Origin of the sequence: Nocardioides sp. (assembly GCF_030655615.1) — a bacterium.
GTDB lineage: Bacteria > Actinomycetota > Actinomycetes > Propionibacteriales > Nocardioidaceae > Nocardioides.
Window position 1 is genome coordinate 1 of record NZ_JAURVJ010000184.1, and the last position, 12311, is coordinate 12311.

The 12311-nt window shown below is 71.7% G+C and carries 10 protein-coding genes and 1 pseudogene; 2 read left to right on the forward strand and 9 right to left on the reverse strand.

The window, feature by feature from the left end:
- A pseudogene (locus Q7T52_RS15420) lies at positions 1–387 on the reverse strand (hypothetical protein); the annotation flags it as partial.
- On the opposite strand from Q7T52_RS15420, the gene Q7T52_RS15425 reads away from it, so the two are divergent.
- Positions 307–1200, forward strand: coding sequence for a cyclopropane-fatty-acyl-phospholipid synthase family protein (locus Q7T52_RS15425; protein WP_304804015.1), 894 nt, complete (start codon positions 307–309; stop codon positions 1198–1200). The pseudogene Q7T52_RS15420 and the gene Q7T52_RS15425 sit on opposite strands and share 81 nt — an antisense overlap.
- A 38-nt stretch (positions 1201–1238) precedes the next feature.
- Here Q7T52_RS15425 and Q7T52_RS15430 read toward each other — a convergent pair whose 3' ends face one another.
- The 7 genes from Q7T52_RS15430 to Q7T52_RS15460 form a co-directional block, all read right to left on the reverse strand.
- Entirely contained in the window at positions 1239–2432 is a 1194-nt protein-coding gene (locus Q7T52_RS15430) for a lipid-transfer protein (RefSeq protein ID WP_304804017.1), read from the reverse strand.
- Positions 2429–2902 carry a Zn-ribbon domain-containing OB-fold protein gene (locus tag Q7T52_RS15435; RefSeq protein WP_304804019.1) on the reverse strand — a complete coding sequence of 158 codons (474 nt, stop codon included), beginning with the start codon at positions 2900–2902 and terminating at the stop codon, positions 2429–2431. The genes Q7T52_RS15430 and Q7T52_RS15435 overlap by 4 nt, the downstream gene beginning before the upstream one ends.
- A gap of 444 nt (positions 2903–3346) precedes the next feature.
- Positions 3347–4333, reverse strand: coding sequence for a glycine betaine ABC transporter substrate-binding protein (locus Q7T52_RS15440; RefSeq protein ID WP_304804021.1), 987 nt, complete (start codon positions 4331–4333; stop codon positions 3347–3349).
- Positions 4333–5136, reverse strand: a complete 804-nt coding sequence (locus Q7T52_RS15445) for an ABC transporter permease (RefSeq protein WP_304804023.1) — start codon at positions 5134–5136, stop codon at positions 4333–4335. Before Q7T52_RS15445 ends, Q7T52_RS15440 begins: the two co-directional genes overlap by 1 nt.
- Complete coding sequence (locus Q7T52_RS15450) at positions 5129–6322, reverse strand: ABC transporter ATP-binding protein (RefSeq protein ID WP_304804025.1); 1194 nt, start codon at positions 6320–6322, stop codon at positions 5129–5131. Before Q7T52_RS15450 ends, Q7T52_RS15445 begins: the two co-directional genes overlap by 8 nt.
- The gene (locus tag Q7T52_RS15455) at positions 6319–6963 is read right to left on the reverse strand and encodes an ABC transporter permease (RefSeq protein ID WP_304804027.1); all 645 of its coding nucleotides are present in this window, start codon (positions 6961–6963) and stop codon (positions 6319–6321) included. Before Q7T52_RS15455 ends, Q7T52_RS15450 begins: the two co-directional genes overlap by 4 nt.
- 114 nt (positions 6964–7077) lie before the next feature.
- Positions 7078–8484 (reverse strand): cystathionine beta-synthase, encoded by a 1407-nt coding sequence (locus Q7T52_RS15460; protein ID WP_304804029.1) that lies wholly within the window; start codon positions 8482–8484, stop codon positions 7078–7080.
- Between the two features lie 44 nt (positions 8485–8528).
- Between Q7T52_RS15460 and Q7T52_RS15465 the strand changes: the two genes are divergently transcribed.
- A complete protein-coding gene (locus tag Q7T52_RS15465; protein ID WP_304804030.1) occupies positions 8529–9542 on the forward strand; it encodes an SGNH/GDSL hydrolase family protein in 1014 nt (337 codons plus the stop codon).
- Between the two features lie 595 nt (positions 9543–10137).
- Here the strand turns inward: Q7T52_RS15465 and Q7T52_RS15470 are convergent.
- A partial coding sequence (locus Q7T52_RS15470) for a 3'-5' exonuclease (RefSeq protein ID WP_304804032.1) occupies positions 10138–12311 on the reverse strand: 2174 nt, incomplete at its 5' end.

Here is a 12311-nt window from a genome sequence, read left to right on the forward strand (position 1 = left end):
GCCCAGCCCGGGCGGCGGCTCGGGCACGGCGGAGGCCAGCCGCGCGTGCAGCACCCGGCCGGCGGCGAGGGTGACGTCGAGGTCCTCGCACCGGGTGGTTCCGGGCTCGTGGCGCGTCGCGCCCCAGCCGTCGACGACCCACGAGCCGTCGCGGGCCGGCACGGGCAGGGCGACGCGGAGGTCGCGGCGCCGGCGCCCCGGCTCCTCGTCGAGGCGCACCGACAGACGTGCCAGGACCGGGTTGAGCCACTCGGCGACCTGCGGGTCGCGGCCCGGCGAGAGCACCAGGTCGCCGGCGCGGAAGCTGTGGCCGGCGCCGCCCGGGAGCCGCTCGACGGCGTCCGGCACGGCGAAGAGGTCGAGGACCTCCGGCGGCGGCTGGATCACGTCCCGAACCGTAATGCGGGTGCGCCTCGGCGTGCTCCTGGGGTCGGATGGCGGCATGGACGACCTCCCCCTCCCGTTCGTCATCCGCGAGAGCGGCCACCGCATCCACGACCCCTGCACGCCCGAGAAGCTCGCCCGCCTCGGCCGGTCCTCGGCCTGGCCGACGGCGACACGATCCTCGACCTGGCCTCGGGCTCGGGCGAGATGCTCTGCACCTGGGCGCGCGACCACCGCGTGGGCGGTGTCGGCGTCGACCTCTCGACCGTCTTCACCGACGCCGCCGTCGCGCGCTCGGTCGAGCTCGGGGTCAGCGACCGGGTGACCTTCGTGCAGGGCGACGCGGCGACCTACGTCGAGGAGTACGACGGCGGGCCGGTCGACGTCGCGTCCTGCCTGGGCGCCACGTGGGTCGGCGGCGGCGTGCTCGGCACGATCGACCTGCTGGCGCGGGTGCTGCGTCCCGGCGGCCTGGTGCTCGTCGGCGAGCCGTTCTGGACCACCGTGCCCGAGACCGAGGAGGCCGTCCGCGGCGCGCACGCCCGGTCGGTCGACGACTTCGCGACGCTGCCGGCCCTGGTGCGGTCGTTCGGCGACCACGGCTGGGACCTGGTGCAGATGGTCCTCGCCGACCCCGACGACTGGGACCACTACGCCGCGGCCCAGTGGCTCAGCACCCGCCGCTGGCTCGACGCCCACCCCGGCCACGAGCTGTGGCAGGAGATGCGCGACGAGCTCGACGAGGCGGCGTACCGGCACGTGACCTTCACGCGGCCGGCCCTCGGCTGGGGCGTGTTCGCGCTTCTACAGCGCTGACCCACGCTGACCCGTCGTAGATCGAGGACGGGTCGGCGTCAGCGGGCGAGGAGGACGGCGGAGCCGTGGCCGAAGAGGCCCTGGTTGGCGGTGATGCCGACGCGGGCGCCCTCGACCTGGCGGCCGGTGGCCTGGCCACGGAGCTGCCAGGTGAGCTCGCAGACCTGGGCCAGGGCCTGGGCGGGGACGGCTTCGCCAGAGCAGGCGAGCCCGCCGGACGGGTTGACCGGGATGCGGCCGCCGATGGTGGTGTCGCCGGCGCGGAGCAGGGACTCGGCCTCGCCGGGCTTGCAGAGCTGGAGGTCCTCGATCCAGTCGAGCTCGAGGGCCGTCGAGAGGTCGTAGACCTCGGCGACGTCGACGTCGTCGGGACCGATGCCGGCCTCCTCGTAGGCCGCGACGGCGATCGACTCCTTGAACGTCAGGTCGCCCGCGGCGACCGCCGCCGTCGAGTCGGTCGCCAGCATCGGCATGTCCATCACGGTGTTGGGGAACGTCGGCGTCACGGTCGACACCGCCGCCACCCGCACGGGGTCGCCCAGGCCGAGGCGGGCGGCGTACGCCTCGCTGACCAGCACGACCGCGGCCGCGCCGTCGGAGGTCGCGCAGATGTCGAGCAGGTGCAGCGGGTCGCTCACGACCGGCGAGGCCAGGACGTCCTCGACCGTCGCCTCCTTGCGGAAGCGGGCGTTGTCGTTGGCCAGTCCGTGCCGGGCGTTCTTGACCTTGACCGCGGCGAAGTCCTCCTGCGTCGCGCCGTAGAGGTCCATCCGCCGGCGGGCGTAGAGCGCGAAGTACATCGGGTTGGTCATGCCCAGCAGGCGGAAGCGCAGCCAGTCGGGGTCGTCGTAGCGCTCCCCCGCGTTGGGCTTGAGGAACCCCTTGGGCGTCGTGTCGGCGCCGACGACCAGCGCGACCTCGCACAGCCCGGCCATGATCCGCGCGCGGGCGGTGTCGATGGCCTGGGCGCCGGTGGCGCAGGCGGCGTACGACGTCGCGACGCGTGCCCCGTTCCAGCCGAGCGCCTGCGCGAACGTCGACCCCGCCACGTAGCCGGCGTAGCCGTTGCGCACCGTCTCGCCACCGACCACGAGCTCGACGTCGTCCCACGCGACGCCGGCGTCGGCCAGCGCGGCCCGGGCCGCGTGGACGCCGTACTGCACGAAGCTGCGCCCCCACTTGCCCCACGGGTGCATGCCCACCCCGGCGACGACCACGCCGTCGCCGCTCACTGGTCGGCCTCCTCGCCCATCTCGACGACGGGCTTCCAGCGCCAGATCGTCCGGTCGCCGGTCTCGTCGGCGTACAGCGTCTCGACGACGAGCTCGGCCTCGGCCCCGACCCTCAGGTCGCCGACGCCGTAGCCCAGCGCCACCTGTCCCAGCACGACGATCCCCTCGGCGAGCTCGACGGCCGCCAGCGCGAACGGCGCGTAGGCCGCACCCTCGGCCTGGGGCGCGATGTAGGGCGCGGGCGGCTGGTACTGCGCGTCGGTGTAGGACCACACGGTCCCCCGGCGCGACAGCTCGGCCGACTCGATCGTGTCGCCGTCGCAGCGCGGGTTGCGGCAGAACGCGGCCGCCGCGTCGGGGGCGGGCGGGAACACGACGTCACCACAGGTGGTGCACCGCGAGGCGAGGAGCCGGGGCTCGTCACCCGTGGTGAACCAGCCGTCCACGGCCGGGGTCTGGGTCTGGGTCACGGGCACAGCGTAGCCCGAAACTAGAACGTGTTCTTGTCGGTCCCGTGGTGGAGATTCACCGCTGACCCGGTGAAACTCCTCCTTCTGGTGCGAAGTTCCGTCGTAGAAGCGGGAGATCCACCGCTGAGGCGGTGAATCTCCACCACGACCCGAAACCCCCGAAAACGACAGGAGGACCCGCTCAAGACGTATCCCCCCAGATCCGTCGAGCAGGTCCTACCGATGTCGATCGACTCCGCGCGCCCCGCACCTGGTCTCCCGGGTCCGTGGCCTTCGTTTGCCGACGACCAGAACACTACGAGCCCCAGGTGCTCGGCTCGTCCACGTCGCGCCCACGACATCTCCACGATTCGGTGACACATCACCCGGACGACCGCCCGTCAGGCACCCGGCCCGTCAGACGCCCGGCCCGTCAGGCGTCCGGCCCGTCAGACGGCCGGCCCGTCACTCGACGAAGCCCTCCTTCTTGAGCCAGTCGAGGGCGACATCCTCGGGCTCGCGGCCGTCGACGTCGATCTGGGCGTTGAGGGCGAGCATCACGTCGTCGGTGAGCTTCTCGGTCACCGGCCCCATGATCTCCTCGATCTCGGGGTACTTCTCGGCCACCGCGTCGCGGACCACGAGCGACACGTTGTAATTGGGGAAGTAGGCCTTGTCGTCCTCGAGCACGTCGAGGTCGAGGGCCACGATCCGGCCGTCGGTCGTGAAGACCTCGCCGAAGGTGCACTCCCCCTTGGCGGTCGCGTCGTAGATCGCGCCGGTCTGGTAGGTCTGGATGTTGCCACCGGGGACCTTGCCGTCGAGGCCGTAGGTCTTGAGCATCCCGGGGAGGCCGTCGGCGCGGTTGGCGAACTCGGACTCGACGCAGAAGGTGCGCTCGGCCTCGGGCACCTTGGCGATCTCAGAGAGCTTGCTGATGCCGTACTTCTCCTTGCCCGCCTGGGTGATGGCGAACGCGTAGGTGTTGTTCATCGGGGCCGGGGGCAGCCAGTCGAGCTTGTTGGCCTTGAGGTCCTCGTCGCGCACGGCGTCGTACTGCTCCTCCGTGCCCTTGATCGGCTTCTCGTGGCCGAGGTAGACGAGCCAGCCGGTGCCGGTGTACTCCCACATCGCGTCGATGTCGCCCTCGAGGTGGGCCTGGCGGGCGGCGGCGCTGCCGGGGATGTTGGTGAGGTCCTCGACCTCGGCGCCCGCGGCCTGGAAGAGGATCAGCGACATCTTGCCGAGCAGGACGTTCTCGGAGAAGTTCTTGGAGCCCACGGAGATCTGGGCTCCCTCGAGGCTCGGCGCGTCCTCGAGGCCGCCGGCCAGGCTGGCCTCGGGGACCCGGCCGCCGGCGGTGCCGAGCCCGCAGGAGGAGGTGGCGAGCACGAGCAGGGCCGAGGCGGCCAGGGTGGCGGTACGCCTCGCGGTCGGTGGGGTGCGGAGCATCAGAGTCCCTTCGGGCGAGCCACGAGCTCGAGGACCCGGCCCAGCCACTCGATGAGCAGGGCCAGCAGGGCGACGAGCACGGCCCCGGCGACCATCAGCTTGGGCAGGAAGAGCGAGATGCCGGTCTGCAGGATCGCGCCCAGGCCACCGCCGTTGATGAACGTCGCCAGGGTCGCCGTACCGACGACGAGGACGAGCGCGGTGCGCACACCGGCCATGATCACGGGTACGGCGAGGGGCAGCTCGACACGCAGGAGCACCGCGGTCGACGACATCCCGAGCCCGCGTCCGGCCTCGACCAGCGTCGGGTCGATGCCGTCGAGGCCGGTGATCGTGTTGCGCAGCACCGGCAGCAGGCCGTAGACGGTCAGCGAGATCACGGCGGTCCAGAAGCCGTAGCCGAGCCAGATCGCGAGCAGCACGATGAGGCCGACCGACGGCGCGCCCTGGCCCGCGTTGGCGAACGCCACGACGAACGGCGAGAACTTGCGGATCGGCCCGCGGGTGAGCGCGATGCCCAGCGGGACGGCAACGAGCACGACGAGCACCGAGGAGACGAAGGTCAGCCGGGCGTGCTGCCCGATGAGGCTCCACACCTGCGACCACTTCAGCTGCTCGAGCTCGGCGCCGGTGAGCGTGGCGTTCTGGCGCCACACGACGTAGCCGATGAACGCCAGCACCACGAGGATCGGCGGGACGACGAGCATCAGCGTCGTCTCGCGGTCGAGCCGGCGCCGCTTGCGCCCCGGCGGCGCGTCGACCTGCTCGACGGTCGAGGCCGGGGCGGTGGCGAGGTCAGTCACGCGCCTCCTCCTCGAGCGAGCGGATGTGCTCGGTGACGGCGTCGAAGACGACGACGCCGAGGTACTGGTCGCGGTCGCCGGTCACGACGGCGCCGCCGTGACTCGAGCTCAGCATCGTGTCGAGTGCGTCGTTGAGGGTGGACCGCAGGTCGATGTTGACGAGGTCCTCGGTCGGCTCGAGGACGGTGTCGCCCTTGAGCTGGCGCAGCCACGGCCAGCCGACGGGGCGGCCGCGCTCGTCGAGGACGACGACCGAGCGGTCGCCGGCGGCCTCGGCCCGCTGCTTGACGTCGGCCACCCGCTCGCCGACGGTCGCGGTGGTCGGCTTGCGCAGCTCGACCTCGGACACCCGGGCCAGGCTGAGCTGCTTGAGCGAGGAGCCCGACCCGATGAAGTCGGCCACGAACTCGGTCGCGGGGGCGCCGAGCACGACCTCGGGGGTGTCGTACTGCGCGATCTGGGCGCCCTCCTGCAGGATCAGGATGCGGTCGCCGAGCTTGATGGCCTCGTCGATGTCGTGGGTGACGCAGACGATCGTCTTGCGCAGCTCGCGCTGGATCGAGAGCAGCTCGTCCTGCAGGCGCTGGCGGGTGATCGGGTCGACGGCGCCGAAGGGCTCGTCCATGAGGATCACCGGCGGGTCGGCGGCGAGGCCACGGGCCACACCGACGCGCTGCTGCTGGCCGCCGGAGAGCTCGCGGGGGTAGCGCTTGCGGTAGCGGCCGGGGTCGAGGCTGACCAGGTCGAGCAGCTCGTCGACGCGCTCGTCGATCCGCTTCTTGTCCCAGCCGAGCAGCTTGGGCACCAGGGCGATGTTCTTCTCGACGGTCATGTGCGGGAAGAGGCTGCCGCCCTGGATGACGTAGCCGATCTTGCGGCGCAGCTCGGTCTCGCTCTTGCCGCGGATGTCCTCGCCGTCGATCTTGATCGTGCCCGACGTGGGCTCGATGAGCCGGTTGATCATCTTGAGCGAGGTGGTCTTGCCGCAGCCGGACGGGCCGACGAACATGACGATCTCGCCGGCGGGGATGGTCAGCGACAGCGAACCGACGGCGGGCGACTTCTGCCCGGGGTACTGCTTGACGACGTCCTCGAGGAGGATCTCGGCGCCGCTGATGGAGCCGCCGGAGCCGGTGGAGCCGGAGGAGTCGGTGGGCTCGGGGGCCTTGGAGAGGTCGGTGGTCATGCGACGCGGGTTCCCTTCGAGATGGTGAGCCGGCCCAGCAGGAGCAGCAGCGCGTCGGCGAGGAGCGCGACCACGACCACCCCCAGCGTCCCGACGAGGGCGTAGTTGACGGCGTTGGCGCCACCGATCTGCGCGAGGCCCTTGAAGATGTAGCCCCCGAGCCCGGGGCCGAGGACGTAGGCCGCGATGGCGGCCACCCCCATCGACATCTGCATCGAGATGCGGACGCCGGCGAGGATCACCGGCCACGCGAGCGGCAGGCGCACCCGCCAGAGCACGGCGAACCCGCTCATGCCCATCCCGCGCGCCGACTCGATCAGCGTCGCGTCGACGCCCTGCAGCCCCACGACGGAGTTGCGCAGCACCGGCAGGACGGCATAGAAGGCGACCGCGACGAACGCGGTGAACGCGCCGATCGAGAAGACCGGCAGCAGCAGCCCGACGAGGGCGAACGACGGGATGGTCAGGCCGATCGCGCTCAGGGCGTTGGCGACGCCCTGCAGGGCCGGCGCGCGGACGATCAGCACCGCCAGCGCGACGCCGATGACGGTCGCGACGACCACGGCCTGCACGACCAGGTTGAAGTGTTGGAAGGTGTTGTAGGCGATCTGCTCACGTCGTTCGACGATGAAGTCCCACACGGGTCGCGGTTGTCCCCTCAGGCTCGCCGCTCCACCCGTTGGTGAGGCGTTCGACCGACCCCACCATGCCACCCAGGGGCCTGACTCACCCCTGTGGGGGAAGTCAGCGCCCGGTCAGGTCGACAGGAACGCGAGCAGGTCCTGACGGGTGAGCACGCCGACGGGCTTGCCGTCCTCCTGCACCAGGACCGCGTCGGCCTTCTCGAGAAGGCCCACCGCGTCGGACGCGGCCTCGGTCGAGCCGATGGCCGGCAGGGGCGGCGACATGTGGTCCTCGACGGGGTCGGTGAGCTTGGCGGAGCCGGCGAACAGGGCGTCGAGCAGGCCCCGGTCGGAGACCGAGCCGGCGACCTCGGCGGCGACGATCGGGGGCTCGGCGCGCACCACGGGCATCTGCGAGACGCCGTACTCCTGCAGGATCGCGATCGCCTCGGCGACCGTCTCGCTGGGGTGGGTGTGCACGAGGTCGGGCATCCGGCCGGACTTACCGCGCAGCACCTCGCCGACGGTGCGGGCCGCGGTCGGCGTACCGGTCGCGAAGCCGTACTGGGCCAACCAGTCGTCGTTGAAGATCTTGGTGAGGTAGCCGCGCCCGGAGTCGGGGAGGATCACCACGATCACGGCGTCCTTGCCCTCGGGCGTGCCGGCGAGCTCGTGCGCGAGCTGCCGTGCGGCGTACGCCGCCATGCCGCACGAGCCACCGACCAGCAGCGCCTCCTCGCGGGCGAGCCGGCGGGTGAATGCGAACGAGTCGGCGTCGGAGACCTCGATGACGCGGTCGGCGACGCCGCGGTCGTAGGTCTCGGGCCAGAAGTCCTCGCCCACGCCCTCGACGAGGTAGGGGCGCCCGCTGCCGCCGGAGTAGACGGAGCCGGCCGGGTCGGCACCGATCACCTGGACGCCCGGGTTCTTCTCCTTGAGGTAGCGGCCGACGCCGCTGATGGTGCCGCCGGTGCCCATGCCGGCCACGAAGTGGGTGATCCGGCCCTCGGTCTGGGCCCAGATCTCCGGACCGGTCGTCTCGTAGTGGGAGCGCGGGTTGTGCGGGTTGGAGTACTGGTCGGGCTTCCAGGCGCCGGGCTGGGCGGCGAGCCGGTCGGAGACGTTGTAGTAGGAGTCGGGGTGCTCCGGCGCGACGGCGGTCGGGCAGACCACGACCTCGGCGCCGTAGGCCTTGAGCACGTTGCGCTTGTCCTCGCTGACCTTGTCGGGGCAGACGAAGACGCACTTGTAGCCCTTCGACTGCGCGACCATCGCCAGGCCCACCCCGGTGTTGCCGGACGTCGGCTCGACGATCGTGCCGCCCGGCTGGAGGGCGCCGGAGGCCTCGGCGGCCTCGATCATCCGGGTCGCGATGCGGTCCTTCACGGAGCCGCCGGGGTTGAGGTACTCGACCTTGGCGAGGACCAGCGGACCGTCGCCGGCGCCGTCTCCCGAGCCGCCCGCCAGGTCGAGGGTGCGCGACATCCGCACCAGAGGGGTGTTGCCGATGAGGTCCAGGACCGAGTTCACGTACTCCACACCCACAAACTAGACCGAACCACAGGAGTTCGTAGGATCGAGGCATGGGGAAGGCCGGAGCTGCGCGCAAGCTGGCCTCCGCCGCGGCCTACGGCGGGGGTGGGCTGTCCCTGCTCGGAGCCGGTCTCTACGGCGTCCTGACCGCCGAGGCCAGGCTCGCGCGCAAGACGATCGGCGAGGTCTCGCCCGACCCGGTGCCCGACGCGACGGGCTGGTACGGCCGGGGCAAGCCCGGTCCGGCGGCCAAGATCGCGCTGCTCGGCGACTCCAGCGCCTGCGGCTACGGCGTCGACCGCGTCGAGGACACCCTGGGTGCGCTGATCGGCAGCGGCGTGGCCGACCAGGGCGACCGCCGGGCCTACCTGCGCGCGTTCTGCGAGGTCGGCGCCGTCTCGGCCGACCTGCGCCACCAGATCGACCGGGCCCTGACCATCGAGCCCCACCTCGCGGTCATCCTCATCGGCGGCAACGACGTCACCCACGTGACCCTGCCGAGCCAGTCGGTGCAGCACCTCTCCGAGGGCGTGCGCCGCCTGCGCGACGCCGGCGTCGACGTCGTCGTCGGCACCTGCCCCGACCTCGGCACCATCAAGCCGATCGCCCCGCCGCTCAAGCAGGTCGCGCGTGCCTGGTCTCGCCGGCTCGCCGCCGCCCAGACCATCGCCGTCATCCAGCAGGGCGGCCGCACGGTCTCGCTCGGCTCGGTCCTCGGACCCGAGTTCGCCGCGGCCCCCGCCCTCCTCTTCGGCCCCGACCAGTTCCACCCCTCCGCCGAGGGCTACCGCGCCCTCGCCCGCATCCTGCTGCCCTCGATCCTGGACACCCTCGGCCTGGGCCCCGACGACGAGGACCGTCCCGAGACCCACCGCGGCGAGGGCGTCCTGCCCGTCACCCGTGCCGCCATCGCCGCCGTCAACGAGCCCGGCACCGAGCTCGACGGCACCGAGGTCGGTGGCGCCCGCCACGGCGTGCGCGGTCGCTGGGTCGAGCTGCGGCACCGTCGTCGTCGTCCGCAGACCGAGGCGGCCGCGCCGGAGCTGGAAGAGGTTGCGGGGTAGTCGGTCTGGTCTGGTCGGGTCGGTCCGGTACGTCGGGGTCGTGCGGCTTGGTCTCGGGTGACCTGGGGTCATCGTTGCCGGGCTGTCCGCGCCCTCACGTGTCCCACCCGTCACGCTGACCGGACGTTTCTCCCGGTTCTCGTACGAAGCTTCGGTGCAGAACCGGGAGATTCGTCGCAGAACCTCACCTCGTGGGCTCGATCTGCGATCTCGGTCCAGATTCCGGACCAAGATCAAAGATCGAGACCGACCCGACACGTCTCGGACTCCTCCCGCCCCAGGCCGGCGGTGAGCACGCCACCGAACCGGGGCATCGGACAGACCGGAACGGTGGCTCACGCACCGCCGGGTCGGGTGGCCGCGCAGGCGACGGCGAGCCGAGCTTGCGAGGCCTCGCCGTTGCGCGCCGAGAAGCAGACCGCGAGAGGCTCGGGGTCAAGGATCGCGCAGCGACCGCGCAGCGGCGCCGAAGGCGTCCTTGACGCCGAGACGCGGTCTGCCACGCGCGCGGCCACCCGACCCGGACCACCCGTGACCCGGCGACAGAGACGTGGCTTCGAGGCTCGCTGCGCTCGCACCTCAGCCGACCTGAAGGTCAGAGCTTCTCGATCGGCGCGACCCGCAGCAGCAACCGCTTGACCGGGCCGGACCCGAAGTCGATGGACGCGATGGTCTTGTCGCCCTGGCCCTCGAGGGCGACGACGGTGCCGAGGCCGAACGAGTCGTGGGTGACGCGGTCGCCGGGCTCGAGCGAGGGGATCTTTCGGTTGCGGATCGACTTGGCCTCGGCGTCGGCCCGGGCGGCCGCGGCGGAGAAGTGCCGGCGGCCGGCGGCGGTGGGCTGGCCGAAGCCGCCGCCTCCCCCGCCGTAGGCCGGCGACGAGGCGGCCAGGTCGGGGCGGCCCCAGCGGGTCTGGGCGGCCTCGGTACGGCGCCAGTCGACGAGGTCGACCGGCAGCTCGTCGAGGAAGCGGCTGGCGGGGTTGTGGGACGGCGCGCCCCAGGCCGAACGGACGACGGCGCGGGAGATGTAGAGGCGCTCGCGGGCGCGGGTGATGCCGACGTAGGCGAGGCGGCGTTCTTCCTCGAGCTCGGGACGGTCGCCGAGCGAGCGTGAGTGGGGGAAGACGCCGTCCTCGAGGCCGGTGAGGAAGACGGTGGGGAACTCCAGGCCCTTGGCGGTGTGGAGCGTCATCAGCGTGACGACGCCCTGCCCGCCGTCGTCCTCGGGGATCTGGTCGGTGTCGGCGACGAGGGCGACCCGCTCGAGGAAGTCGGCCAGGCCGGGGGCGACCAGGTCGGCGTCGACGTCGGCCGGGTCGGCCGACGGGCCCGCCAGCGGGTCGTCGGAGAACTCGCGGGCGACGGCGACGAGCTCGCCGAGGTTCTCCACCCGGGTCTCGTCCTGCGGGTCGTCGGAGGCCTCGAGCTCGGCGAGCAGGCCGGACCTGTCGAGCGCCGTCGAGAGCACGACGTCGGCGCGCTCGCCGGCCTCGACCATCGCCTGGAGCTCCTCGACGAGGGCGACGAACCCGCGGATGTTGGTGAGGGACCGGGTGGCCAGGCCGGGGGCGTCCTCGGCCCGGCGCAGGGCGTCCCAGAAGGTGATCCGCTCGCGGTCGGCGAGCTCGTTGACGCAAGCGACGGCCCGGTCGCCGATGCCGCGCTTGGGCACGTTGAGGATGCGGCGCAGCGACACGGAGTCGTCGGCGTTGACCAGCATCCGCAGGTAGGCCAGGGCGTCGCGGACCTCACGGCGCTCGTAGAACCGCACCCCGCCGACGACCTTATAGGGCTGGCCGGTGCGGATGAACACCTCCTCGAAGACCCGGGACTGCGCGTTGGTGCGGTAGAAGATCGCGACGTCTCCGGCGCGCTGTCCTTCGTCGCTCAGCTTGTCGATCTCGTCGCTGACGAAGCGGGCCTCGTCGCGCTCGTCGTCGGCGACGTAGCCGACGATGCGGGCACCGTCACCGGCGTCGGACCAGAGCCGCTTCTCCTTGCGGCCCTGGTTGTGGCCGATCACCGCGTTGGCCGCGGTCAGGATCGTCTGGGTCGAGCGGTAGTTCTGCTCGAGGAGGATCGACGTCGCGTCGGGGAAGTCCTGCTCGAAGTCCATGATGTTGCGGATGTTGGCGCCGCGGAAGGCATAGATCGACTGGTCGGCGTCGCCCACGACCATCAGCTCGGCCGGCTCGACCCGCTCGTCGTCGGTGAGCTCGGGGTTGTCGGCGCAGAGCTGGTGGATGAGGGCGTACTGCGCGTGGTTGGTGTCCTGGTACTCGTCCACGAGCACGTGACGGAAGCGCCGCCGGTACGTCTCGCGGACGTCGGGGAACGTCTGCAGCAGGTGGACCGTGGTCATGATGAGGTCGTCGAAGTCGAGGGCGTTGGCCTCGCGCAGTCGCCGCTGGTAGAGCGTGTAGGCCGCTGAGTAGGCCTTCTCGATGTTGTTCTTGAGGTCGGTGGCGACCTCGTCGTGGTCGCGCAGCTCGTTCTTGTGGTTGCTCACCCAGTGCAGGACTGGGCCGGGCTGGAACTGGCGCGGGTCGAGGTCGAGGTCCTTGATGACCAGCGCCATCAGCCGCTTCTGGTCCTGGGCGTCGTAGATCGAGAAGCTCGACTTGTAGCCGAGCTTGTCGATCTCCTTGCGCAGGATTCGCACGCACGCCGAGTGGAAGGTGCTGACCCACATCAGGCGGGCCCGCTTGCCGACGAGCTCCTCGACGCGCTCCTTCATCTCGGCGGCGGCCTTGTTGGTGAAGGTGA